Annotated in this window: 22 protein-coding genes; 6 read left to right on the forward strand and 16 right to left on the reverse strand. The window is 53.8% G+C overall.

The window, feature by feature from the left end; genetic code table 11:
• The 15 genes from BUA36_RS28970 to BUA36_RS29045 form a co-directional block, all read right to left on the reverse strand.
• A complete protein-coding gene (locus BUA36_RS28970) occupies nt 1–1,041 on the reverse strand; it encodes a bifunctional UDP-4-keto-pentose/UDP-xylose synthase (protein WP_072790724.1) in 1,041 nt (346 codons plus the stop codon).
• Nucleotides 1,041–2,732 (reverse strand): glycosyltransferase family 39 protein, encoded by a 1,692-nt coding sequence (locus tag BUA36_RS28975; protein WP_072790796.1) that lies wholly within the window; start codon nt 2,730–2,732, stop codon nt 1,041–1,043. The genes BUA36_RS28970 and BUA36_RS28975 overlap by 1 nt, the downstream gene beginning before the upstream one ends.
• A gap of 71 nt (nt 2,733–2,803) precedes the next feature.
• Nucleotides 2,804–3,151, reverse strand: a complete 348-nt coding sequence (locus BUA36_RS28980; RefSeq protein ID WP_072790729.1) for a hypothetical protein — start codon at nt 3,149–3,151, stop codon at nt 2,804–2,806.
• A 21-nt stretch (nt 3,152–3,172) separates the two neighbouring features.
• Complete coding sequence (gene flgB, locus BUA36_RS28985) at nt 3,173–3,601, reverse strand: flagellar basal body rod protein FlgB (RefSeq protein WP_072790731.1); 429 nt, start codon at nt 3,599–3,601, stop codon at nt 3,173–3,175.
• Nucleotides 3,602–3,641: 40 nt separating this feature from the next.
• Complete coding sequence (locus BUA36_RS28990) at nt 3,642–4,148, reverse strand: DUF6328 family protein (protein ID WP_072790735.1); 507 nt, start codon at nt 4,146–4,148, stop codon at nt 3,642–3,644.
• A 184-nt stretch (nt 4,149–4,332) separates the two neighbouring features.
• Nucleotides 4,333–5,265 (reverse strand): cation diffusion facilitator family transporter, encoded by a 933-nt coding sequence (locus BUA36_RS28995; protein ID WP_072790740.1) that lies wholly within the window; start codon nt 5,263–5,265, stop codon nt 4,333–4,335.
• Nucleotides 5,266–5,603: 338 nt separating this feature from the next.
• A complete protein-coding gene (locus BUA36_RS29005; RefSeq protein WP_072790747.1) occupies nt 5,604–8,771 on the reverse strand; it encodes a CusA/CzcA family heavy metal efflux RND transporter in 3,168 nt (1,055 codons plus the stop codon).
• A gap of 14 nt (nt 8,772–8,785) precedes the next feature.
• On the reverse strand, nt 8,786–9,988 hold the full coding sequence (locus BUA36_RS29010) for an efflux RND transporter periplasmic adaptor subunit (protein WP_072790750.1): 1,203 nt from the start codon (nt 9,986–9,988) through the stop codon (nt 8,786–8,788).
• Nucleotides 9,985–11,304 carry a TolC family protein gene (locus tag BUA36_RS29015; RefSeq protein WP_072790753.1) on the reverse strand — a complete coding sequence of 440 codons (1,320 nt, stop codon included), beginning with the start codon at nt 11,302–11,304 and terminating at the stop codon, nt 9,985–9,987. The genes BUA36_RS29010 and BUA36_RS29015 overlap by 4 nt, the downstream gene beginning before the upstream one ends.
• A gap of 111 nt (nt 11,305–11,415) precedes the next feature.
• A complete protein-coding gene (locus tag BUA36_RS30560; protein WP_139260732.1) occupies nt 11,416–11,754 on the reverse strand; it encodes a hypothetical protein in 339 nt (112 codons plus the stop codon).
• Nucleotides 11,755–11,946: 192 nt separating this feature from the next.
• On the reverse strand, nt 11,947–13,971 hold the full coding sequence (locus BUA36_RS29020) for a heavy metal translocating P-type ATPase (protein ID WP_072790756.1): 2,025 nt from the start codon (nt 13,969–13,971) through the stop codon (nt 11,947–11,949).
• A gap of 604 nt (nt 13,972–14,575) precedes the next feature.
• Nucleotides 14,576–14,971, reverse strand: coding sequence for a hypothetical protein (locus BUA36_RS29030; protein ID WP_072790759.1), 396 nt, complete (start codon nt 14,969–14,971; stop codon nt 14,576–14,578).
• 193 nt (nt 14,972–15,164) lie between these two features.
• Nucleotides 15,165–15,827 (reverse strand): hypothetical protein, encoded by a 663-nt coding sequence (locus BUA36_RS29035; protein WP_072790762.1) that lies wholly within the window; start codon nt 15,825–15,827, stop codon nt 15,165–15,167.
• Nucleotides 15,828–15,893: 66 nt separating this feature from the next.
• On the reverse strand, nt 15,894–16,634 hold the full coding sequence (locus tag BUA36_RS29040) for a metallophosphoesterase family protein (protein ID WP_084560406.1): 741 nt from the start codon (nt 16,632–16,634) through the stop codon (nt 15,894–15,896).
• A gap of 58 nt (nt 16,635–16,692) precedes the next feature.
• Complete coding sequence (locus tag BUA36_RS29045; protein WP_167544352.1) at nt 16,693–17,739, reverse strand: CAP domain-containing protein; 1,047 nt, start codon at nt 17,737–17,739, stop codon at nt 16,693–16,695.
• Between the two features lie 150 nt (nt 17,740–17,889).
• Here BUA36_RS29045 and BUA36_RS29050 point away from each other — a divergent pair, with 150 nt between their 5' ends.
• The 6 genes from BUA36_RS29050 (at nt 17,890) to BUA36_RS29075 (ending at nt 23,697) form a co-directional block, all read left to right on the forward strand.
• The gene (locus tag BUA36_RS29050; RefSeq protein ID WP_072790769.1) at nt 17,890–18,306 is read left to right on the forward strand and encodes a helix-turn-helix domain-containing protein; all 417 of its coding nucleotides are present in this window, start codon (nt 17,890–17,892) and stop codon (nt 18,304–18,306) included.
• Between the two features lie 57 nt (nt 18,307–18,363).
• Nucleotides 18,364–18,585 carry a hypothetical protein gene (locus BUA36_RS29055; protein WP_072790773.1) on the forward strand — a complete coding sequence of 74 codons (222 nt, stop codon included), beginning with the start codon at nt 18,364–18,366 and terminating at the stop codon, nt 18,583–18,585.
• A 64-nt stretch (nt 18,586–18,649) separates the two neighbouring features.
• Nucleotides 18,650–18,943 (forward strand): DUF6388 family protein, encoded by a 294-nt coding sequence (locus BUA36_RS29060; protein ID WP_072790777.1) that lies wholly within the window; start codon nt 18,650–18,652, stop codon nt 18,941–18,943.
• 39 nt (nt 18,944–18,982) lie between these two features.
• Nucleotides 18,983–19,852 (forward strand): abortive infection family protein, encoded by an 870-nt coding sequence (locus BUA36_RS29065; RefSeq protein ID WP_072790780.1) that lies wholly within the window; start codon nt 18,983–18,985, stop codon nt 19,850–19,852.
• Nucleotides 19,853–20,132: 280 nt separating this feature from the next.
• Nucleotides 20,133–21,932: an ATP-dependent nuclease gene (locus BUA36_RS29070; RefSeq protein ID WP_072790783.1), complete on the forward strand. Its 1,800-nt coding sequence runs from the start codon at nt 20,133–20,135 to the stop codon at nt 21,930–21,932.
• The gene (locus BUA36_RS29075; protein ID WP_084560410.1) at nt 21,925–23,697 is read left to right on the forward strand and encodes an ATP-dependent helicase; all 1,773 of its coding nucleotides are present in this window, start codon (nt 21,925–21,927) and stop codon (nt 23,695–23,697) included. Before BUA36_RS29070 ends, BUA36_RS29075 begins: the two co-directional genes overlap by 8 nt.
• Before the next feature lie 389 nt (nt 23,698–24,086).
• Here BUA36_RS29075 and BUA36_RS29085 read toward each other — a convergent pair.
• Nucleotides 24,087–24,373: IS66 family transposase (locus BUA36_RS29085; RefSeq protein ID WP_139260733.1), on the reverse strand; the 287-nt coding region annotated here is incomplete at its 5' end.

The raw sequence follows: 24,373 nt of genomic DNA on the forward strand, positions 1-24,373 counted from the left end.
TCACTCCACCAGCGCCTGAGCGGCTGCGACGTGCCCCTGGTACGCATCAAAGATCTTCTTGAGCGCATCAGCCATCGTCGTAGACGGCGCCCATCCCAACTCATCGCAAGTATTGGTGATCTTCGGCACACGGTTCTTGACGTCCTGGTAGCCCTCACCATAATACGACCCTGCGGTTGTCTCCACGATGCTGACCTTGGCAGCACCAGAGGCATACTCGGGATACTTGACTGCCAGGCCCAGCATGAGCGCAGCAAGTTCACGGATCGAGTAGTTGTTTGATGGGTTGCCGATGTTGTAGATCTTGCCGGTAGCGATTCCACCCTTGTTCTCAATGATCTTCATCAGCGCGTCGATGCCATCGTCGATGTCAGTGAAGGCGCGCTTCTGGTGGCCGCCGTCGACCAGCGAGATATTCTCGCCGCGGACGATATGGCCGAAGAACTGCGTCACCACGCGCGACGAACCTTCTTTCGGGGTGTGGATCGAATCGAGGCCGGCGCCGATCCAGTTGAATGGACGGAACAGGGTGAAGTTCAAGCCTTCCATGCCGTACCCCCAGATCACGCGATCCATCAGTTGCTTGGCATTGGAGTAGATCCAGCGCGGCTTGTTGATCGGTCCACAGATCAGTTCCGAGTTTTCAGGATCGAACTCTTCGTCGTGGCACATGCCATACACTTCCGAGGTCGACGGGAACACCAGGTGCTTGCCGTACTTGGCAGCCGAACGCACGATAGGCAGGTTGGCTTCGAAGTCCAGCTCAAACACGCGCAGCGGCGCTTTGACGTAGGTCGACGGCGTAGCGATCGCCACCAGCGGCAGGATCACGTCGCATTTCTTGACGTGGTACTCGACCCATTCCTTGTTGATGGTAATGTCACCTTCAAAGAAGTGCATGCGTTCGTGCCACAACAGGTCAGAGATGCGGTCAGTGTTCATGTCCATACCGTACACATGCCAGTCGGTCGTTTCGAGAATGCGTTTGGACAGGTGATGGCCGATGAAACCGTTCACGCCGAGGATAAGGATTTTTTTCATTATTGCTCCAAAAATTGAAAATCAAAAAAAGGTTGGTTGGTGCCGGAGACCGCAACTACACGGTCGTTACTGGCTCTGACCTGCATTGGCAGACCTTGCATCATCATCTCTTCATAGAATTCGACTCGGATGATGGCGAACTGCGGTAGACCACGAGCGATGCCTTGGCGCCACCGCTCATAGAACTGTTCAAGATTGGCGATGCCGCGCTCTGGCTCTTGTTTCAGACCAAACGACAATTCATCTGTGTAAGCAACTGGAATGACTGTATGCCCAAGGTAAAAGGTCATCGATTGCTCGTAGGTGCCAACGGAATACACTTGCGTTGTTTCTGTAACTTCGGGTTTGATCGCCATCGCGATGTCGATGCCGGATTGCTCCCGGCCAAATGGTTGGTATGCGGCCATACTCAATTGTGTGAAGGCCCAAGCAGCAACCGCGACAACAAGCACCACGACGCTACCTCTGTTGCGTTCAGCGAAATACCATCCGGTGGAACCCGCCACAATGCACACCGAAAATGCGATAACAAGGAGCGGCATCGATGAATGAAGCAACGCTGCATCGCGGGAAGTCAGTCCGAGTTTTCCGATCATGGATAAGCCCACCATGCCGGCGATACCCCATGTCAGCAAGCACACTGCGGGCAGCCTGAGAATCACACGCGAGGCGCCTTCGAGAACGATGCCGGCGAGAAGTGCCAGAGCTGGGAAGACCGGCAACATGTATCCGGGCAGTTTGGATTTCGAATAGCTGAAGAAGAACAGGATGAACACAATCCAGATCAATAAAAGCAGCTTAGGTTGGAACTGGGCCTGGATTCTCTTACCTGCCCGAATCAGACCAATTGGCAACAGCGGTAACCACGGAATCGTCGCTGGAATGATCAACACGAGGAAGTAGTACCACGGCCCTTCGCGATGATGCTCCTTCAGGAAAAAGCGATTCCAGTGCTCGTTGATGAAGAAAAAATGTGGCTGCTCAGGATTCTTGATCGCGACCACGATAAACCACGGCACAGCGATCGCCAAAAACAGCGCGCAGCCTTGTATGAAATGAAGACGGCGAAGAACTGCTCGGTCACCGGACACGATCCAATACAGGCCCATGACTGCCGCGGGCAGTACGACTCCGATCAATCCCTTCGATAGCAACGATAGCGCCAGGCCTGCCCAGCATACGAGCATCCAATTGCGGCGCTCGGATGCGGTAACGTGGTCCTGCTGCGCAATAAGTAAGGAGCACAGCGAAATGGTCAGTGTCGCAGCCACGCCAATGTCGAGGGTATTGAACTGCGACGCGCCGGTCCAGAAGAGCATCGATGCGAGTATCGATGCAGCATAAAATCCGACTCGCCCACCGAACAATTTTCGCCCGGTGTAGCCGACAAGCAGAACGCCCATGATCCCGCATACGCCGTTCCAAAGCCGTGCCTGCCATTCTCCAATGCCGAACAAGGCATAGGCAACGGCACTCATCCACATATGCAGGGGTGGCTTCTCGAAATACTTGATGCCATTGAGGCGTGTCGTAATCCAGTCGCCAGTTACGAACATCTCTCGTGCCATTTCTGCGTAGCGTCCCTCATCCGGTGGCACCAGACTACGAATGTCGAGTACCCAGATAGAACACACCACGAATATTACGATGAGCGCGTACAGCTCGATCTTAGACTTCAAAAAATCAGACATGAAATATAGTTGATTAAGGTGATACATCCCTGTGCAAAACTTGGCACATCAAGCTGCCTGGGCAATCCAGATCATTCAACAACAACGTTCGTAATCTCTGGCTTATGCGAGCCAACGCAGTAAGGGTGCCTGACAACTACCTTGTCATCTTTTTTAAACTCCTTTGATAGCGGAACAAATGCATTGATCGATCGGTGTAGCCTGTAGCTCATAAAGTGAACCTGCATATAGCGGCCCGTCGCCAACTCTTCAGGATTGAGCGACACACGGCAATCCGGCAGATCAGCGGGTTCGACACCCACATCGAATATCTCGGTGATGGTTCCAATTTGCGTCCCCAGATCATCCGGCGGCTTCGTGCTACATCCAGCAGTCATCACAGAGATGACGACCAGACTCAGTATCTGATTGCGTTTCATATTTACCTCCTGTTTCGGGACTCATCCGACCATGTTCTTGAACAATGACCCGATTTCCTTGTATTCATCTAATGCCTTCTGCAGCAAGAACTCATGCCGAATTGCCTGATCTGCGAAAGAAGAGCGCTCGGTGTCCATCTCTACGGTGTTCCCATCAACTGAGCCCTGTGTTGGAATGCGGTACATCAACGTAGCTACAAAAGGCGTGTCTTTAGCCGGCGAGCTGGTGACCTTAACCGTCGCAGTCGTTGCATTGCTCGCAGCAATCGCTTGCTGCAACGATGCTCGAAAATCGATATCGCGCGCCTTGTAGTTGGGCGTATCTGCGTTCGCAATATTCGATGCCAGTAGGGTCAACCTCTGCTCCGAAATCTTCAATGCCCTTTCCCAAAATACCTCCTTGGTCCAGCCACTGAAGACGTTCGGTGCATCACCTTTTACATTGTCCATTTCAACCTCCTGTTCAAATTGGGATAGTCATACGGGCAAATCAATCTCTTAAAAGATCGGCGAGCGTCGGCTTAAAGGGCCGGTCTTTCTTCCGCTGGCGACGCAACCACCACGGATATGCCCACCACAGTGTCAAGATCAGGGACGTGACCAGCGCCGCAACGGCACCTCCAAGAGGGTGGCCAACAACCTCCGCGGTAACCAGATATGCACACAGCACGGACGCCAGAGACAGAAATGACGCCCCCGCAAGCATCTGCTTACTGGCTAGATTCTTGAAGCGGGGCCTGTTATCCAAAGGACGCAATATCCTGTGTTGCACCGCAGGTGCCGTAAACAAGATCAAGCTCGATAGCGAGCAGAAAAAGGTGGCCATGAAGATCCACTTCTCCACTTCGACAATCTCCCGAAATCCGGAATTGAAGGGCAACGTGATGAGAAACCCGTTGAGTAACTGGGCGCCTGGCAACAGGATGCGTAGCTCGTTGAGCATCTCTGTCATGTCGGTCTCATCGTGTCCTGCGTTATCTGCATGCGGATCCGTCATGGCAATCTCCTTGGCTCCAATAATTCAGCTAACGCCATCGACATAGAGTGCAGTCGCTGCGAACCAGACGAGTGAAGCAAGAAGATATGCAATAGCTGTGCGCCTGGCAGGAGAGTTCGAACTTCGTTGAGTGTTTCGCTTTTCTCGCAATGCGAATCGGAAAACACCTTCGCAAGAGTGTCCTTCATTTTCCACCTCCACTTTGCGAAGTACGTGGGCTATAGCTATGCTCACCTGCGTCGTCGCAAGGTTCAGATTCAAGCTGAACCGTGCAATGATGGATGTCGAACTGCTCCGCGATGGTTTCTCTTATTTTCTTTAGAAGAATTTGCTGTCCTGGGATCGCCAGCTCAGTGACGACATGAGCAGTCAAGCTAGCTTTGCCGCTGGTAATGGCCCAGACGTGCAGTTCATGGACGCTCACTACGCAATTGATTTCCTCGATCGTTTTCTTGATTTCGAGGAGATTGAGACCTTCTGGCACGCCCTCTAGCAGAACGTTCAAACTCTCTTTAAGCAGAGTCCACGTGCGCGGGAGGACCCACAGACCAATCAGCACAGCGATCGCTGAGTCAACCCATGCCCAGCTGGTATAGCGAATGATCACGGCCCCGGCAATAACGCCTACCGATCCAAGCATGTCACTCCATACTTCGAGATAGGCACCTTTAACGTTCAGGCTCTTGTCCTTCCCACTGCCCAGCAAGCGCATGCTCACCAGATTGATCATCAGGCCAAGGGTCGCAACGATAAGCATCGCACCGGATTGAATTTCCGGAGGGTTGTTGATCCGCTGGTAAGCCTCGTACAAGATGTACATGGCAACCAGGAAGAGCAACACTGCATTGAAGGCAGCAGCCAGAATTTCGAATCGGTAATAGCCAAACGTGCGTAAGCTGTCGGCCGCGCGTTTACCGATTCGGATCGCGACCAGAGATACAGCCAATGCAGCAGCGTCGGTAAACATGTGAGCGGCATCTGAAATCAGTGCCAGGCTATTGGTCAGGACTCCACCGACAACTTCCGCAATCAGGAATGTTGTCGTCAGTATGAGTGCAATCCAGAGCGGCTTTTCATTCGTGCCCTCATTGACTGCGTGTGCATGATTCGAGCTCATAGACTTTCCTTACTTCTTGTGTCGCTTGTGGCGGCGTTGGCCATGCAGCTTGGATGACGGACTGACGAGCTCCAAATGCGGCTTTTGGTGTTTCTTATTGCGCTTCTTGTAGCTGTAGTTCAGCCACCATATAAAGCCCCCCATGATCAAGATCATCACGATGGAACCGTAGACAAGGAACGTAGTCATCTCGGCGTGCGCCGCGGATTCGCTTGAATTCATATTCACCACCTTTGAATGCCAGTTTTAGGCGTAAAGAGCCCCACCGACTCGCTTTTCAGTGAGTCGGAAGAGGCGGCCGGCAATGCCGGCCGCAATCTACGAGGGGTTAGTTCGAGTTAGTGAGCAGGTTGTGCGTCATCAGGGACAACCTCCTTTTCCTCAGGATCGTTGCGATGCATCAAGCGGTACAACAGAGGCAGTACCAGCAAGGTCAGCGCCGTCGACGACAGGATGCCGCCGATGACGACAGTGGCCAGCGGACGCTGTACTTCGGCGCCCGTACCGGTAGCCAACGCCATCGGCACGAAGCCCAGCGAAGCGACCAGCGCAGTCATCAGTACGGGGCGCAGACGGGTCAAGGCTCCCGTGATCACCGCCGCGTCCACACTCATTCCTTCTTCACGCAAGGATCGGATATAGGAAATCATCACCAAGCCATTGAGGACGGCGACCCCCGACAGTGCAATGAAGCCCACCGCCGCAGAGATCGACATTGGAATGCCACGCATCGACAGCGCGATGATGCCGCCGGTCAGCGCAAACGGAATGCCGGTAAAGACCAGCAGGCCATCCTTGACGTTGTTGAACATGACGAACAACAGCGTGAATACCAGGAACAGTGCCAGTGGAACGACAATCTTCAGGCGATTGGTTGCGGACTGAAGTTGTTCAAACGTACCGCCCCAGGTCGTCCAATATCCAGATGGGATCTTGACGTTCTTGGCGATCGCTTGCTCCGCCTCGGGCACAAAGCTGCCGATATCACGGCCGGTGACGTTAGCGCTGATCACAATGCGGCGCTTACCGTTCTCGCGGCTGATCTGGTTCGGACCTGGAGCGAAGTCGAGCGAAGCCACTTCGCTCAATGGAATGAACGAGGTTGTGGCGCCAGCTTGCGCCGGCAGCGAGATCGGCAGGCGACGCAAAGCATCCAGGTCACTACGCAGCGTTTCTGGCAGTCGGACCAAGATATCGAAGCGGCGGTCACCTTCGAACATGATGCCGGCTTCACGACCACCGGTGGCGATCGCGAGCGCTTCTTGCACGTCGCCGATATTCAGCCCATAACGCGCAGTCTTCTCACGATCGATTTTCACGGTCAGCATCGGCAAACCACCGGTTTGTTCCACCTTCACTTCGGTGGCGCCCGGTATGCGTTGCAGCACATCGGCGATCTTCTTGCCGGTCTCAGCCAGGACGTCCATATCGTCGCCATAGACCTTGACCGCGACGTCACTACGCACACCAGAGATCAGCTCGTTGAAACGCAGCTGGATAGGCTGAGAGAACTCATAGGCATTACCGACGTACTTCTCGGCTTCTTCCTTGATTTCAGCCACCAATTCGTCGCGGGTTTTCTTCGGCTTCGGCCATTCCGAGTCTGGCTTGAACATGATGTAGCCATCCGAGATATTCGGCGGCATTGGGTCCGATGCAATTTCTGCGGTACCGGTACGTGCAAAAACGCGATCGATTTCCGGGAATTTTGCTTTCAGGCCAGCTTCGAGCTTCTTCTGCATTTCCAGCGACTGGCTCAAACTGGTGCCCGGGATGCGCAGCGCCTGGATCGAGATATCGCCCTCGTTCAGGTTCGGCACGAATTCACTGCCCAAACGAGTCGCCAGCAAACCGCACAGAATAATCAGCACTACAGAACCGGTGATCACGGCGGTAGCGTTGTTCATCACCTTTGCCAGCAAAGGCTCGTAACCGTTCTTCGCCATCACCATCAGGCGGTTTTCCTTCTCAGCCACACGCTTACCAATGAACAGCGCTACGGCAGCCGGAATGAAGGTCATGGACAGAATCATGGCGCCCAGCAGTGCGGCAACCACGGCGAAGGCCATTGGGTGGAACATCTTGCCTTCGACGCCAGCAAGAGCAAAGATCGGCAGGTAGACGACCATGATGATCAACTGGCCGAACAGCAGCGGACGGCGCGCTTCCTTGGCGGCCGCAAATACTTCATGGAAGCGTTCACGCAGCGTGAGCTCACGCTTGAGGTGCTCTTGTGCATGCGACAGGCGACGCACGCAGTTCTCGACGATCACCACGGCGCCGTCGATGATAATACCGAAGTCCAATGCCCCCAGACTCATCAGGTTGGCACTCACTTTGTACGTGACCATGCCCGTAAAGGTGAAGAGCATCGCCAGAGGGATGACCATCGCAGTAATGATCGCCGCGCGCATGTTACCCAAGAACAGGAACAGAATCACGATGACCAGGATCGCGCCTTCGAGCAGGTTCTTCTTGACCGTTGCGATCGCTTTGTCGACCAGCACGGTGCGGTCGTAGACAGGCACAGCCTTGACGCCAGCCGGTAGGGAGCGGTTCACCGCCTCCATGCGCTTGGCAACCGCCTGAGAGACTACGCGGCTATTTTCGCCGATGAGCATGAAGACGGTGCCCAGCACAACCTCACGGCCATTCTCCGTGGCTGCACCAGTACGCAGCTCGCGACCAATGGCAACCTCAGCTACATCGCGCACGCGAATAGGGACGCCTTGAACATTGTTCAGGATGGTGTTGCGAATATCATCCAACGTGCGCACCTGGCCAGGCGCGCGGATCAGGAATTGCTCGCCCTTGCGCTCAATGTAGCCGGCGCCGACGTTATTGTTGTTGCGGTCGATGGCGCCCACGACATCCTTGAGCGTCAGGCCATAGGAACTCAGCTTCACAGGGTCAGGAGTGATGTGATACTCCTTGGCGTAGCCACCGATCGAGTTGATTTCAGTGACACCTTCCACTTGGCGCAGTTGCGGCTTGATGATCCAGTCCTGGATCTCTCGCAGGTCAGTCGGAGTGTACGGCGTGCCATCAGGCTTTTTTGCATTCGGCTCGCTCTCAACTGTCCAAAGGTAAATTTCACCCAAGCCGGTAGAAATCGGTCCCATCATCGGTACGACACCCTGAGGCAAATTCTCCTTGGCCTCCTGGATACGCTGATTGACGAGCTGGCGAGCAAAGTAGATGTCGGTGCCATCCTTGAAGATGACGGTCACCTGCGACAAACCATAGCGCGACAGCGAGCGGGTCTGCTCCAGATTAGGAAGGCCCGCCATCACCGTCTCGATCGGGAAGGTCACGCGTTGTTCAACTTCCAGTGGCGAATAGCCACTGGCACTGGTGTTGATCTGCACCTGCACATTGGTAATGTCAGGCACAGCGTCAATCGGCAGCTTCTGATAGCTGTAGACGCCGATGGCGGCCATTGCGAGCACGGCCAGCATGACAAGCCATCGGTGTCCGATGGAAGATTGAATTATTCGTTCAAACATGGTCGGTTCCTTAGTTAGTCTTCGTGTCCGGCACTGCCTTTGCCCTGCTCAGCTTTGACCACGAAGCTATTGCTCGCGGCATACTGGCTTCCGGCAGACAGGCCCTCTACGATCTCAACGAGCTTGCCGTCGCTGTTACCAGTTTTGACGGGCTGGACTTTGAAACCTTTTTCGACTTTCACGAAGACCACGGATTTACCGTCGATGGTCTGCACTGCATCAGCAACGACAGCGACAGGAACTTTCTTCTCACCACGGGTCATGGCTGCATTGACGAACAAACCTGGGCGCCAAGCCATATTCGGATTAGGGATGACAACGCGCGCTTTGGCGGTGCGGGTTTGCTCGCCTAGCAGATTGCCGACGTAGCTGACTTTTCCGGTGGCGGAGGTATCATTAGCTGCCGAAGTGATCGTGACGGTTTCACCTACGCGGACCAATTCCAGATCCTTTGGCGTCACCACAACTTCCACCCACACGCTAGACAGATTGGAGAGCAGGAAGACGTTGGCGTCTTCTTTAACAGCTTCTCCTTGTGCGATGTGCTTTTCCAGAATGACGCCATCGAACGGTGCACGCAGCACATAGCGGTTAAGCGCGCCCTCGGCTTCGCCTGCACCCAATGCGGCCAGCTTGGAGCGGGCGGTCTGGGCTTCGATCTCAGCTTCGCGCAGCGCAGTCTGCGCCTGGAGATAATCCTGTTCTGCAGAGATCTTGTCTTCCCACAGTTTCTTCTCGCGCTGGTACGTGGTCTGTGCCAGGCCCAGTCGTTTTTGCGCTGCGAGAGACGCGCTACGCAGGTCTGCCAAGGCAGGGCTGGAAATCACTGCCAGAACCTGGCCTTTCTTGACGCTTTGGCCAAGATCAGCGGCAACCGACTCAGCCACGCCAGGTGTACGCGGTACGATGTGCGCGGTGAGATCTTCGTTGAAGCGTACCTCACCCGGCAACTGAATCACGTTGCCCATCGTGGCCGCCTCGGCTTTCGCGATCGTCACACCTGCAGTCTGAATCTGCTTTGCGTTCATCAGGACCACGCCTTCTTCGCCGGCGTGATCGCCGCCTTCCTTCTTCGCGGTTTCTTCTGCGTGCGGTGCTTCAGCAGCACCACCGCCACTGTCCTTTTTCCATAACAGGATGGTCGCACCCAGTACGGCGCCAATCAGCACAATGATCAGTGCAGTTTTTTGAGATTTTTTATCAGTATTGAACATCATTTTGCATTCCTGTCAGTCGTGTAGTTGCCAACGTTGGGTTCTACGGCGATGAAACGTTCCAGATCGGCGAGAGAGCGATAGCGGGCGGAGAGTGCGCTCAGATATTGAGCGCGGCTTTGGAATAAAGTGCGCTGAGCATCGAGCACGTCAATAAATCCAAACTTGCCCAGTTCAAAGCCAGTGACGGCCGCGTTGAACGCGCTTTGTGCGGCCGGCAGGATCTCGTTGCGCATGCTCTCAATCTGCTCCTGTGCCACGGACGCCCGTTGGTGAGCATCTGCCAAAGCTTGGGATGCATTCAGATACTCAATCTCTGCATCGGTCTTCGCCTTATCAACACGACGCAGTGCGGACAGAAGGTTGCCCTGGTTACGGTTAAAGAACGGCAGCGGTATCGCGACACCTACAACCGTCTGAGAGACGTTGGTCTGGAAGTCCTTCTTTTTCCCCAGCGTGAGGGTCAGGTCAGGAACGCGATCTGCCTTCGCCAGATTAACACCCGCCTCTTCGCGAGCAATCTGCATGCGTGCACGTTGCATCTGTGGCGATGCATCCAGGCGAGACTGTAGTTCAGGCAATGCAGGAATGACTGCCAGGTTGATGTCTGGCGTCACCAAGGAACGCGCTTCAGGCTGCGTACTACCCCAGAATGCAGCCAGGCGGCGCCGTGCCAATGCAGCGTCGGCGACTGCTTGCGACAACTCCAGACGCGCACTGGCTTCAGCCACGCTCGATCGGGTTTGCTCCAGAGGCGAGATTTTGCCGGCCGCCACACGGCGCCCAGCGGCGTTGGTAGCCTTTCCTGCCAGGCTGAGAGACTCCTTTGCCAACGTGACGTGCTCTTGCGCCGTAAGGGCCTCTAAATAGGCCGCAGTGACGTTCGCGCGCAGCTCTGCTGCAGCGACGTCCACATCTCCGCGCGCCAGCGCCTGATCTTGTTCTGCCAGTTTGATACGGGCACCGCGTTTTCCGCCCATCTCAATGGGCTGGCTTAACTGGTAGGTATCAGTACGATTGCTGCGGGAGGAAGTACCTTCGCGCAGCAGCGCCAGTTCAGGATTGGGGCGCACGCCGGCTTGGACGCGCGCGCCTTCGGCGATCGCAACGCTCTGTGCGGCCGAACGCAGTTCTGGGCTGGTCGACAGGGTCATTGCGATGGCCTGTTCCAGCGTCAGCGGTGCGGAATTTGTATTTGCTGCAGGTGCCACTTCACCAATCGTGAAGGCAGCGCTCTGTTGCCCAGCAGCCTGGGTACTAAAGGGGATGAGCTGTGCCAATAGGACAGCCGCTCCCAAAACCAAATGTCGGGATTGCATGGATAACTCCGAAAATTAAAGACGAAGAAATCCGGCGGCGTGCAGCAACCTCCGCCTATTTTCAGGCGTAAGTCACACTTCTAGAGAGACGAACGAATACAACCGCCGGAGTTAAGCGGCGACTGCCCACTGAGGGCGTTCTGGAGGAGCGGTGTAAAACGAGGAGAGGATGATTTCGGTGGACACTGGAGCAGCTTCAGCGATCTGAGGATGCGAGATGCCGTCAAAGCTATCAAGCGACAAGGTGCCGTGTGCACACGAGGCGCAATGAGAATGCGCCGACGACTTCTTTGCGTCCGTCGGCTTTTCTTTCAGAATCGAAGCGACGTTGTCCGAAGGATTGGTATCGGGATGATGGCCCCAGTGATTTGCAGCTTTACCCGTCTCATGCGTGCAATAGACTGCCACCACGCTCCAGCTAAACTGCAGCGCGAGTAGAGTAATCAGCATGATGAGAGTTCGACGGACCATGCGGCGAGTATATCACGATGAATGCATTTGCATTTCTGTTGCGCTCGAATTTTTTTCTTAATCCAACAGTCTCTGTTTGCAAGTGATCTCTCAGACAGCTTGTATCTAAAGGCAATCTTGCAATTACGTGATGATGCCACTCCTGTTTTGGAGGTGTCATCATCACCGCTTTTACGCGCTGGCTTTGTCCTTAAATGCGAGCAGCCTCAGCGCATTGACCACCACAATGATCGTTGAACCTTCATGGAAGAGTACGGCAGTGCCGATGTTCAAGCCGAAGATCGTCGCCGGGATTAGCACGGCGACCACACCCAGGCTCACCCAAAGGTTTTGCTTGATGATTCCGCTCGTCTGGCGTGAAAGGCCAACGACGAACGGTAGCTGCGATAGATCATCGCCCATCAGCGCTACGTCGGCCGCTTCCAACGCGACGTCCGAACCCGCGGCTCCCATCGCGATGCCTACGGTCGAATTAGCCATCGCAGGCGCGTCATTGACGCCGTCGCCGACCATCGCGACCTTGCCGTGTGCTTCGCGCAAGCGCTTAATCTCGCCGACCTTCTGGTCCGGCATCAAATCGCCGCGCGCTTCAGTAAGTCCCACCGTGCGCGCAACCGAGTCTGCAACTTTCTGGTTGTCGCCAGAAATCATAATGAGCCGTTCGATACCCAGTGCGCGCAATTTAGTCATCACCTCGCCGGCTACTTCACGAGGTGTATCCATGACGCCAATCACGCCAAGGTAACGGCTGCCTTTAAACACGATCATGGTAGTACGACCGTCGCCGACCAGTTTCTCATTGGCGCTGGCCAGCGCTTCCGGCACCGCACCGACGGAGAGTTCCGTGAACAGAATCGGCTTGGCTACATAGACTTTTTCACCACCGACATCTGCCTCGATACCGCGGCCCGTGATGCTCTTCACGTCATTGGCAGAAATCTGCTGCAGCTTGTCACCTAAGCGTTCGCGCGCGCCTGCCACCAATGACGAAGCAAGCGGATGGTCGCTGTGAGATTCAACCGCAAGTACGACACTGAGTAGCTCTGCTTCATCTGCACCAGGCGCCGTCACAACGTCCGTCATTTTCGGTTTGCCCTCAGTGAGCGTTCCTGTTTTGTCAAAGGCGATAGAGGTGAGAGTCCCGAGGTTCTCAAGCGGCCCGCCTCCTTTGACCAGCACCCCGCTGCGGCCGGCGCGCGCAACGCCAGAGAGCACGGCGCTTGGCACGGAGATCGCCAGCGCACACGGACTTGCAGCAACGAGCACGGCCATCGCACGGTAGAAGCTATCCGCAAAAGGTTCGTCGATTACGACGAAGGCGAACATCAGCAACACGACTAACCCTAATACCGCCGGCACAAATTTCTTCTCGAATTTATCAGTGAACTGCTGAGTCGGAGAACGCTGTGCCTCGGCTTCAGAAACCATCTGCACGACGCGTGCCATTGTCGACTGGGTGGCCAGGCGTGCAACCATGACCTCAATACTGCCGGCGCCGTTGATGGTGCCCGCAAATACGCGGTTGTTTGCAGGCGCCTTATCAAACGCGGCGATCGCAGCGCTTGCATCTGCCACGGGCTCTTTGTCGACGGGCACACTCTCGCCAGTCACCGGCGCCTGATTAACGCTGGTTGTGCCCTTGGTTACGACGCCATCGGCCGGCAACCTCTCATTCGGCTTGACCAACACAACGTCGCCAGGCTGGAGGGATTCGACAGAAACCTCCTCAGTTTTGTCGCCTCGGCGAACGATCGCAGTTTCAGGTGCGAGCTTGGCCAGCGCTTCAATAGCGCGTCGTGCGCGCCCCATCGCGAAATGCTCCAGCGAATGGCCCAGGCTGAACAGGAACAGCAGCAATGCGCCTTCCCCCCATTTCCCCAAGGCGGCGGCGCCGGCTGCAGCTACAAGCATTAACGTATCGATCTCGAAGCGCTTCGCTCGCAAGTTATCGATTGCCTCTTTGAGCGTGAAGTAACCGCCGAAGACGTAGGCGGTGCAGTACAAGGCCGTGCTGAGCCAGTCCGGCCCCGCCTCGGACCTCTCGCACAGCCAACCCGCTAAAACTAAAGCGCCGGCGAGCAGCGCAAAAATCAGTTCCGTTTTTTCACCCAGCAGGCCGCCTTCGTGATCGTGCCCATCGTGGTTACCATCTGCTTCATTTTTCGCGTCGTGTTGATGCTTTTCGGACGTTGCCATACATACTCCCATTCCTCGCGTTGAATTCTCGTCCGACGACGCGCCTCGGCCCGGCGAACGATGCATGAAATTCTTTGGTCAGGCGGAATGCGCGCGGTCTGGCTCGCGCGGACCATCAGGGATATGGGAGGTATATGAATCGGGGGGAAGTTGCGGTAGCTTTGCCAAAGACAGCGAAAGCGATGGGGCACGATCTAGCTCAAGGAGCAATGCCAATACGCTAGTGTGGCAAGAACCACAGTCCGAGTGCAGCTTACTGAGCTTTGCCGTGTGTTTCGAATCAGGCTGATCCGTCTTACTTTGATGATGATGTGCATGATGTCCAAAGTGCGCAGCGACCGGACCGTTCTCATGCTGACAGTAATCGCCGGCCATTGCCCAAGATAATTGGAATGGCACCAGCACTAGCAGCATAATCAGTAGCACTTTTTTCATGTCGAAAAGCTTAACATAAACTTCTTTTGGCACCTCATTCATTTGGAACGGCAACTGACTGAGAGATAATGCTCTTTGGGGCGAATCGCTTCTTTATCTGAGCGGCTACCTACGGAAAATGGATACGATAGTTCTGACGTCCGGCCCGCCCACATCAGACATTGCGTTCTCAGCCTGAGAATCCCGCCTCTAAGGAGCTGATGTAGCGCAGAACGTCGCTTGTCCGGCCCTCCGATGCTAACTCGTGGCCCGTCTTGTAATCAAAGGGCTGGAGAGGTGCATTTTTGAACCAGAACAGCGCGCGCTCAACAGTTTGCGCAATTCCAGTGGCGGCGCCGGTAATCTGAAGGCTCTCGCGTAGATAACGTTGAACGTTTTCGTCATTGGGTGTCTTGCGGAGCCTCTCCATCGAAACGTGCGCAGCACTAGCCAGGGCCTTCAGATCGAAGCTGAATACGCTTGCGAAGCGCCCGGGGGATATTGCCCCATCCTCATCACGAAGAAATAAATGAAGCTGCTCGAAATCCTGTCCAAAGACAGGGACCGGTTCAGTATGACCGCTCATAGTTCGCCTCCGCAGATCGTCGGTTTTGCCCCACTCCAGTATGACCAGATTTTACCCCTGTAATGGAGACAACTTTTCCATCTTGTGTCACATGCCTAAGTTCAGTACTTACAAATGCTTGCCCAACATGGGCGAAAGTGGTTTTTCTTGGGTAGAAGTATATTGCCCTCCGGTTCAGTTCGATATGGCAACTCTATTGAGGGGTAAATTGCGCTTCTTTGGGAACTGGCCATTTCAGCATCGCTGCCGTTCGATGCACGACCCACTTCATTTCTTCATCTGCCCCCCATCCAGTTCTGAACAGACGCTGCAGGTACTGCTCTAATATGGCTTCTCGCGACAAGTGAGCATACTTACCTTTCTCTGTCTCTAAAGACCTTTCTGCGAGCTGACGGGCCAGGTCCTCGCAGACCTCCCAGCGATTTAGCACTTCTGGTGGACTCGCTCCTGGTTGGTAGTACCGCCCGCCGAACTCGACGAGCGCCAATTTGGGTTGCGCGCCAGCGAGTGATGAATGGGCAGCTACAATGGGAAAATCAGCTGGCACCAAAGCCCGCCGCAACTCGACCTCCAATGTTGCCAGTCTTGGACACTGAACCCGTTTTGCCAAGGTCATTACAGCACCAACGAGGGCATCGGTTTCCGTTGAATCTTGCTCGGAAGCGCGATACGTCCTGATGATCAGTGTCGCCGGCGCCCGTTGCAAAAATTCTGACAGCGATTGATCAGTTGTAGCAGCCTGATCTTTTAAGTGCAGAGCAGCGGTCAGATCCTGTAGGGAAACAGGTTTGGACAAGCCAAGTGCGTTGATGTCTTGGCTCAGCGCTTGTTCTAGTGACGCCAACTTATCTTCCATAGCCACTCCCATGTAAAAATAATGACGATGAAACGGCGGCCCAACGTGGGCTAAAAACCCTTGTTCTTACGTCTGCCCACCGCAAATAATTTCGCCGCTTATGCTCACGATGCCGCGAAAACCAACACCCCTCCACGGGCTAGCGGGATAGTCCAAAAACTCATGCAAATGACCGTGATAGGCATTTGCGACTCCCATACTGCTGGCAAGTTCACTGATGACATCGAATCCGCAGGGATGCATGCCTGGCGCCTCATGGGTAACCAAGATATCCGCCTTCAGCTGAGAAAGATGAACAACGTCAGCAGGGAAAATCGTTGACCGATGCCTAAGCGGCAATCCTCCTCTAAACAGATTGCCTTTACCTACCTTGCTCTTGTAAACATCACCGCTGAAAGACGGATCAAAAGATGCATTGCCGCGCGGGTACCAAGGCTTTCTGAATACGCCCCCCAGGCCGGCAATCCGGACACCACAAATGCTCATTACGGTGGCGTGTAGATTTACATAGCCGCTACCGGTTAGATGGTCCCAATTTTTCACGCAATCAGTATCGTGATTACCAGGGATGTACGCGATCTCGATTCCAGTTGGAAGGTCTCGCAATTCGTCTTGCAGCGGACTGCTACACTCAAGATCACCAAGGAATACAATACCGTCCGGGCGACGTGCGTGTACTGCATTCAGGATATGCGTGAACACACCGTGGCAATCACCAGCGAACCAGATTTCGGAGCACCTGAGGTTAGCTGCCCCAAAGCTGCTATCCGAGCTAGCGCACGACTCCCTATTCATTGCCACCTCCATCGTTCAATTCCCTCACTTGAGATGCTGCAGACTATGCCTACAGCATCAAAGCAGGCAATCAGTTTGCAGCAGTTGTGAATTTCCAGGACTTGGACACTGTCGCTCCATTGACCATCCCAGAGAACGAAACAGTATAAATAGTATTGGCTAGCATACGTGTAACGGGCACGATAGTGACGGTGTATGCCGCCATACGATCATCTCGGGTCAGTTCAGGCCCAGATGTGGAAACCGAACCGTTGGTCGTATTGGCCAAAATACGAGCGGCAACTGGCTGACCGCCGGGCGGTGTAATGCTCAACTGCGAAATCGTAATTGAAGGTTTCGCGCCGGCGGCCACAAAGGACTTGGTCTTGAAGTTTAGCGTCACTGGAGTACCTAATTCCTGATAATCCGGTAGAGGCGTAGGAGATTCGGCCTGGTTATAGAAAACGATAGGAACACCTGTTTGATCCGCATATGGATAAGTGCGAATAGTGCCATCGGCAGGAAGTTGTTCTGACTTCGATGTACCCATCGAGAAGTCTGCCACGCACACAGTATATTTGCCGAATACTGGGTCATCCTTGGTGGTCAGCGCCGAAATGCCAATATCACGCATCCCAGAGAAAAGCACGCCAATGTGGTAGACACTATTTGCCCAACTTGCCACGCACCCGGCAAAATTGTCGGCTCCATTCGTGCCGAAGATTACCTCATCGACATACGCACTCGTGTACCCAGCAGCCTTGGCGCGCGCGGTCGCATCAACACCTGTGAATCCGCGTTTGCCTTCAGTCTCGCTATGCAGGCTCACAATGGTATTGATATCAAGGTAATTCCAGTGAGCCAGTGCAGCCTGATCAAGTGCCGTGTTCTGCGAGAGCAGTCCCGAGCCCAGCTTATCCCGGAGCGCATTAATCGCGTTGAAAACTGCGATGTTACCCGTACCAGCGGCGTAAGTCGGCGTGGCAACGGTGCTAACCAATTCATTCACATCAACAACCGGAGGTGTCACCACGGGCGGGGTGATGACTTGTTGACCTGGCGCTGAACCGCCACCGCCTCCTCCACAAGCAGTGAGAGTGAAGAGGAGAGACAGCGCCAGTTTGTTTCTATTTCCCATGAATTTCCTTATCGGTGGTTTTGGTGGCATTCCAACATTGGGCTAATGAAATTCCTAATTGCCAAATTGAAACGAATTTATTGTAACCAAAAATCCTGAAATGGGATATCCCAAAGTGGGATATCCCATTTCGGAATTCAAACTAAGGAGATGACGACATACAATCCAAACCAGGACGCCCACTACCAGATTCTGCGAGAAATGCTGATTGAGGCCAGACAGGCTAGGGGCATGTTTCAAAAGGACGTTGCTGAGCGCATTGAGAAGAAGCAGTCACATATCTCAAAGTACGAAGGCGGAGAAAGAAAGCTGGACTGGATTGAAGTACTCCAGCTTATCGAGATCTTCGAGCTGTCAGAGGTAGACTTTCTGATGGAATTTCAGAGACGAGTCTTTGAGTTCAATGAGTCGACGCAGACAAAAGTTTTGCAGAACGTAGCAAAGAACGCGGCAAAGAAAGCGCGGGTTCGCGCCGAAATCGTAAGACTCATGCGCGAAAACAGTCTCTCCTTCTCGGATCTGGCCGAGCCACCTATACGCACACGTCGGCATAAGAGCAACAGGTGACACCGCTTGTTTCATTAAGGTCTACAATAGATGCAACGGACCTCGAAAGGAACTGTCGTGCCCAAAAATATCCGCTTTGATTGCGTCGGGGTGCTGTCTGCTGATACCAAAATACTTGGTGCAACTGCCGGAGAGTGGGACAAGGCATTCACAGGCAACATGAAGCAGAAGCTACAGGAGCTCAAGCGCCTCGTGGAATGTGGGGCGCAGCGCAACCCAGGCGCGATACCAGTTCTCGATGTTGCGAGCACTGTCTCTAAGCATCTTCGCCAAAGCTGACCCGCAACGCCGGTGCTGGATTCCCCAGAAGGCGATACCGACAAAACGATTTAACGAACGACATATGGCAAAATTTACTGACGAACAAATGGAGAAAGGATATACCCGCTTTCTCAGAGCTCACCCATCGATCGAAAATCGCATCGATGGGCTAACGCAAGCTGAAGCCGATGCATTAGGCATCACGCTGAAAGAACTCCGCGACACGGAAACCATGCGCGAGCTGCAAGCAATCGCCAAAGCAAAACGCGTTGATTCGTCCGACCTATTTTGGTCGTTTGTTGCAGACACACGCGAAGAATATGAAGAAATGGTTGCTGCTCGCGATAAGGCCATGAAAGAGGCGATCGGTCTTTAACCGCACATGCACGTCTCGAAAGGCGTTTAAACGATAAATATGTATAACCTCCTGATGGATCGCAGATCAGGCTGCTGGGAAGCCGGCGGCGCAACCGTTTCACTTGGCCGATACCTGGAATATACCGACGACGCAATTGCTGCACGTTTGTCGGAAATGACACCTGAAGTGATTGAGCAGCTACAGGGATGGCCAGCGCTATTCGCGTATGAATTTTCCGAGTATGACGACCACAACAGTGTGGTGGCTTGGGTCGGGCGTATAACGAGCATTCAAATCAGAGGTTCTAGCGCGCGCATCGGATGTGAGTTTGATCCATCCGTGCCGCCACTCACATTGCGTAAAATGCTGGCCATGCTATGGGAGCTAGATATTGAGTACGAGACTGATCGAACTCATTGGGCAGTAAAAGATATCGATCTCGAAGCCGTTCTGCGGAGCAAAGGGATTATAGGTACCTTACCTGCCCCCGTCAGTACGCCCCAATTGGCGATCACATCAGAGACTGTGGAGCGAGCACTTAGCGAAGTAGAGCATCTCGTCAAGACGGGACGCGGTGCCGCCAGTGCGCTTGATCGAATACACACAGCGCTGCATGGTTACCTAATTCAGTTATGCGTTGACGCAAGCCTACTACCCGTCCAAGATGAACAACTGTCGTTGACCGCCGCTTTCAAAAAGCTGCGTGAAGATCATCCAAAATTCAGTTACGCCGGCCCCAGGCCCGGCGAAGTCACATCAGCACTAAAAGCGTCTTCTTCGATTATTGAAGTACTCAATACGCTACGCAACAACGCCAGCATGGCGCATCCCAATTCTGCAATCGTCCCGGAGCCTGAAGCAATGTATCTGATAAATCTGGCCAGGTCTCTGTTGCATTATGTCGAAATGAAGCGAACAACAAACTGACTAATCATTAATCAGGGCCACAGCAGTATTAATTTGCATTGAAGATCGCCCGACCTTCCCACGAATTTTGCAACGGAAGCGGCTCAGTTGTTTCCGATCTCAAGTAGCGCCAGGCGGTGTTACGTTAGATCTCGATTCTTTCGCTACTATTCGAATTCGTGATGCCAGCAGACCGTGCAAGACAAACATATTTTCGTTTTTAAATCGGCAACATGCTATGCTAAATTGCATCGACAAACTGTCGCGGCACCAAACTCCGATTTCAATATGAAAAGTCGACATGAAACTCACTCGAATCTACATCCGCAACTTCCGTAATTTTCGCGAGGTGGATATTACACTCGAAGGCAACGCTGTCATAGTGGGTGAGAATCGCGTTGGGAAGAGCAACCTCCTTTATGCATTGCGGCTCATCTTCGACCCGACTCTGCCCGACAGCGCTCGCCAACTTGGCCAAGGTGACTTTTGGGACGGCTTGGGAGAGCCGCTTGAAGGGGAGCGAATTACAATCTCCGTCGAAGTGCAAGATTTTGAAGAAGATTTAGACCTCCTGGTCCAGCTCACCGACTTCCGGCTTGACGACGATGCTGATACTGCACGGCTGACATATGAATTTCGACCACTTGCTGGATTGGACGAATTCCCTCAGACAGATGATGACTATGAGTTCATTTGCTACGGCGGCGAATCGGAAGCGAAGCTCTTCGGACACGAATTGCGTCGCCGTATCGCATTGGACATTTTGCCTGCTTTGCGTGACGCCGAAAGCGATTTGGCCACCTGGCGTCGTTCTCCATTACGGCCCCTGCTCGAACGAGCATTCTCCGCCGTGCCCATCGAAAGTTTGCGAGATGTTCGAGATTCCGTAAGCGCAGCAACAGAGGAGTTGGGCCAGTTCGATTCCGTGCGAGCGGTGGAGACGCAACTGCGCGAGCTCTTTGCCTCAATGAGTGGGCCAAAACAGAATATTGATCCTAGCCTGGGTTTTGGAGTAACAGAGGTTACGCGCCTTTATCGCAATCTTCGCTTGTTAATTGATGGAGGCATCAGATCAATTAGCGATGCCAGCCTTGGCTCCGCAAATGTACTATTCCTAGCTTTGAAAACTCTCGAACTGCGGCAGTTGATGCGCGAAAATCGGCGCGACCACTCGTTGCTGGCTATTGAGGAGCCGGAAGCTCACCTTCATCCGCATTTACAAAGGTCTGTGTATCGCTACCTTTTCGAAGAGTTGGCCGGAGACGATGCTGATCATCCTCTGTCATTGCTGCTGACGACCCACTCTCCCCATATTGCCAGCGTTGCGCCTTTACGATCATTGGTTCTCTTGCGAGAAGCAGGAGGTCACGGCTCTGTGGCAACTTCAGCAGCATCGATCGACCTTAGTGAGGAAGAAGAAGACGACCTTGCCAGATACCTAGACGTCACACGCGCCGAGATGCTCTTCGCGCGCGGGATTATTCTGGTCGAAGGGGATGCAGAGAAGTTTCTTTTACCAGAACTAGCGACTGCGATTGGTCATGACCTTGACCACTTAGGCATCACAGTCTGCTCAGTCTCCGGAATTAATTTCGAGCCCTATGCAAAGTTTCTAACCGGACTTGGAATACCATTCTCGATTATCACTGATTGGGACCCGCGTGAAGGACGACAACCACTAGGCCGCAGGCGCTCACTGAAGCTGATTCACGCGATAGAGCTGCAACGCACTGGTGCTGTTCCTGCTGGACTGTTAGCGCAAATAGAAGCTCTTCCAAACGGCCCGCTTTTTGATGCGCAGTGCGCAGTGTACGGAATATTTACCAACACACATACCTTAGAAGTCGATTTGTTCCATGACGATGATTTCAGAGAGCCTATCATCGAAACACTACGCGAACAAAACTTTAGCGCGGCCCGCCAGGCTTGGATAAATGAATGGGAAAATGATCCGGAAAGCTTGGTAGTCGAAGATTACCTGAAGCTTATCGAGGCGATCGGCAAAGGACGTTTTGCTCAACGGTTAGCATCACGTATCGACGACCTTAATCCGCCATCGTATATTGCGGATGCAATAGCTTACGTGGTTAATCGTGTCTGATAGATCGGCTTACCTGCAAGCCGCAACCCAGCTCCGCGGCAACCCCGGCCAGTGGGCAGCCTATGAATCGGCTGGACACTGCGTGGTACTGGCTGGACCAGGCAGTGGCAAGACTAAGACGCTTACAACGAAGATGGCGCGGATGCTCGCCGAGGACGTGCACACACCGCGCGGAATTGCATGCATCACATATAACAACGAGTGTGCCCGCGAGCTCGAAGATCGGCTTGCCGCACTCGGCGTTGAACAAGACCGGCGTATTTTCATCGGAACGGTACATTCGTTCTCATTAACACAAATAATCCTGCCATACGCTCAGACAGCCGGGCTCGGTTTGCCTGCTAGCTTTGCTGTCGCAACACGCGCAGAGCGCCAAGCCGCACTTGCGGAAGCACTGGGCAGAGCTGAAATTCCACAGGGCTTAGAATTTCGTCTCGGAATCTATCGCCGCACTTACCTAAATCGCGAATTACCAGAATGGCGCAACTCCGACCCTGATCTTGCAGCGCTGATAGAGCGCTACGAGGCGAGCTTAAGGCGCCGAGGTCGAATTGATTACGACGACATGCCATTACTGGCTATACGGGCATTACGTGCGAATCCGTGGCTGCAGAGAGCATTGCTCGCTAAGTTTCCGATCCTTGTTGTAGACGAGTACCAAGATCTTGGTGCCGCGCTGCACAGGATGGTGATGGGACTTTGTTTCAGCGTCGGCATGCGCTTGTTCGCAGTCGGCGACGTCGACCAATCGATTTATGGATTCACTGGTGCCCGACCAGATCTATTGCAGAGGTTATCCGAGCGAGATGACGTAGAGACCGTACGTCTCAGACTAAATTACCGCAGCGGTGATCGCATAGTCGCGGCCGCAGGGGTAGCTCTTGGAGCCGACCGAAATTACGAAGCCGCTGATGCTGATGCAGAGGGAGCGATCTTCATTCACCCTATGGAAGGCAACTACGATCAACAAGCCCGACGGGCGCTTCAAGATCTGCTGGCACAAGCACGTGCCCGTCATCCCGATTTTAGCCTTCGTGACCTAGCAGTGCTCTACCCGGCAGCATGGATAGGCGATTCGTTAGCCGCTGCGGCGCAAGCCTTAGGTATCGCGTATGTGCGCACTGATACCAATGCACTATATCCACGCTCAAGCCGAATAATGCAATGGCTAGAAGCTTGTGCACAATGGTGCTGCGGAGGATGGCGAATTGGTGCACCACGACTAAGTCGCATAATCAGGGAAGGCAAACGATTGTTCGACAAAGCGATCATCACCGAGGAATCTGAGCTGAATTTTCATCGGCGGCTGGTCGCGGTGCTATGGGGGAATCGAGATGCAAATACAATTTTGCGTGACTGGCTGACCCAAATGACAAAGGAAGTAGTACAGTCATTTGCAATTGACGATGCAGCATTACGTGATGAACTCGACATACTGGCTGAATTTTCCGAACGCTTGGCGCCTGGCGCAGACCATCAGAACATGGTATTAGGCGAGCTCGCTGGAGACGGCGTGTATGTAGATCGTCTTACGTTATCGACCTTACACAGTGCAAAAGGCCGCGAGTTTGGAATTGTGTTCATGTTTGGCATGGACAATGGGCGCATACCGCGAAATGGCGCATCCAACAACGAGCGTGCCGAAGCGCGTAGGCTGTTCTATGTAGGAATGACCCGAGCGAAAAGGGAGATTCATTTGCTGCATACGACTGGCCGCGAATCGATCTTCGTAACTGAAATTGATCAGCATTTAGCTGATGAGTGATCATTCAGAGCAGTAATTACGTGAGCGATGTCCGAACCAAGCGAACAAACTAGACGGCCAGCCTTGCATCGTGGACTGATGAACACTCCGTTATGCTAAAGATCAGCTTTGCCGATGAGTCCAACATTAATCCTCATCTGCGGTACCCTCCCGTGATTCTGGGAACTGGCGCACAGGGGGGGACGTCCAGTGCGGCACGGTAAAGTATTCGTCATTCCAAGTAATGGCAAACACTTGTAGCTCCTTTATTAGGAGTGCAGAAATAGCCATCTTCGTGCTCTCGCGCTTGGGAACATTATGAAAGTACATAAGTCCCGATGCGACCCACCTCAATTTAAACTTGTCATCTTTAACCGTAAGCTTCCAGCCCAGCCACCTGTTCAACGGTCTTAGAACTGCGTAGAGTTCGGGAATGGCAGCAACGAATCGATCTGGCTGTTAGGGCACGTCGGGAGACGTTCCAACACGTTGGCCAGCCAATGCAGCGGATCGAGGCCATTGAGCTTGGCGGTGCCGAGTAATGTTTGGATGGCGGCAGCGCGTCGGCCGGCGCGCTCGGAGCCTGCGAACAACCAGTTCTTTTTGCCGATGGCGATGGGACGGATCGCATTTTCCACGGCATTGTTATCAATCGGGAGCGCGCCCGATTCCGCGTAGCGCACCAGTGCCGGCCAAC

The sequence above is a fragment of the Duganella sacchari genome, assembly GCF_900143065.1.
In the GTDB taxonomy this organism is placed as follows: domain Bacteria; phylum Pseudomonadota; class Gammaproteobacteria; order Burkholderiales; family Burkholderiaceae_D; genus Rugamonas; species Rugamonas sacchari.

What these genes read in the sequence shown, in the direction of transcription:
- BUA36_RS28970 (WP_072790724.1), bottom strand. Translation starts at nt 1,041, where the DNA reads ATGAAAAAAATCCTTATCCTCGGCGTGAACGGTTTCATCGGCCATCAC.
- BUA36_RS28975 (WP_072790796.1), bottom strand. Translation starts at nt 2,732, where the DNA reads ATGTCTGATTTTTTGAAGTCTAAGATCGAGCTGTACGCGCTCATCGTA.
- BUA36_RS28980 (WP_072790729.1), bottom strand. Translation starts at nt 3,151, where the DNA reads ATGAAACGCAATCAGATACTGAGTCTGGTCGTCATCTCTGTGATGACT.
- flgB (WP_072790731.1), bottom strand. Translation starts at nt 3,601, where the DNA reads ATGGACAATGTAAAAGGTGATGCACCGAACGTCTTCAGTGGCTGGACC.
- BUA36_RS28990 (WP_072790735.1), bottom strand. Translation starts at nt 4,148, where the DNA reads ATGACGGATCCGCATGCAGATAACGCAGGACACGATGAGACCGACATG.
- BUA36_RS28995 (WP_072790740.1), bottom strand. Translation starts at nt 5,265, where the DNA reads ATGAGCTCGAATCATGCACACGCAGTCAATGAGGGCACGAATGAAAAG.
- BUA36_RS29005 (WP_072790747.1), bottom strand. Translation starts at nt 8,771, where the DNA reads ATGTTTGAACGAATAATTCAATCTTCCATCGGACACCGATGGCTTGTC.
- BUA36_RS29010 (WP_072790750.1), bottom strand. Translation starts at nt 9,988, where the DNA reads ATGATGTTCAATACTGATAAAAAATCTCAAAAAACTGCACTGATCATT.
- BUA36_RS29015 (WP_072790753.1), bottom strand. Translation starts at nt 11,304, where the DNA reads ATGCAATCCCGACATTTGGTTTTGGGAGCGGCTGTCCTATTGGCACAG.
- BUA36_RS30560 (WP_139260732.1), bottom strand. Translation starts at nt 11,754, where the DNA reads ATGCTGATTACTCTACTCGCGCTGCAGTTTAGCTGGAGCGTGGTGGCA.
- BUA36_RS29020 (WP_072790756.1), bottom strand. Translation starts at nt 13,971, where the DNA reads ATGGCAACGTCCGAAAAGCATCAACACGACGCGAAAAATGAAGCAGAT.
- BUA36_RS29030 (WP_072790759.1), bottom strand. Translation starts at nt 14,971, where the DNA reads ATGAGCGGTCATACTGAACCGGTCCCTGTCTTTGGACAGGATTTCGAG.
- BUA36_RS29035 (WP_072790762.1), bottom strand. Translation starts at nt 15,827, where the DNA reads ATGGAAGATAAGTTGGCGTCACTAGAACAAGCGCTGAGCCAAGACATC.
- BUA36_RS29040 (WP_084560406.1), bottom strand. Translation starts at nt 16,634, where the DNA reads ATGGAGGTGGCAATGAATAGGGAGTCGTGCGCTAGCTCGGATAGCAGC.
- BUA36_RS29045 (WP_167544352.1), bottom strand. Translation starts at nt 17,739, where the DNA reads ATGGGAAATAGAAACAAACTGGCGCTGTCTCTCCTCTTCACTCTCACT.
- BUA36_RS29050 (WP_072790769.1), top strand. Translation starts at nt 17,890, where the DNA reads ATGACGACATACAATCCAAACCAGGACGCCCACTACCAGATTCTGCGA.
- BUA36_RS29060 (WP_072790777.1), top strand. Translation starts at nt 18,650, where the DNA reads ATGGCAAAATTTACTGACGAACAAATGGAGAAAGGATATACCCGCTTT.
- BUA36_RS29065 (WP_072790780.1), top strand. Translation starts at nt 18,983, where the DNA reads ATGTATAACCTCCTGATGGATCGCAGATCAGGCTGCTGGGAAGCCGGC.
- BUA36_RS29070 (WP_072790783.1), top strand. Translation starts at nt 20,133, where the DNA reads ATGAAACTCACTCGAATCTACATCCGCAACTTCCGTAATTTTCGCGAG.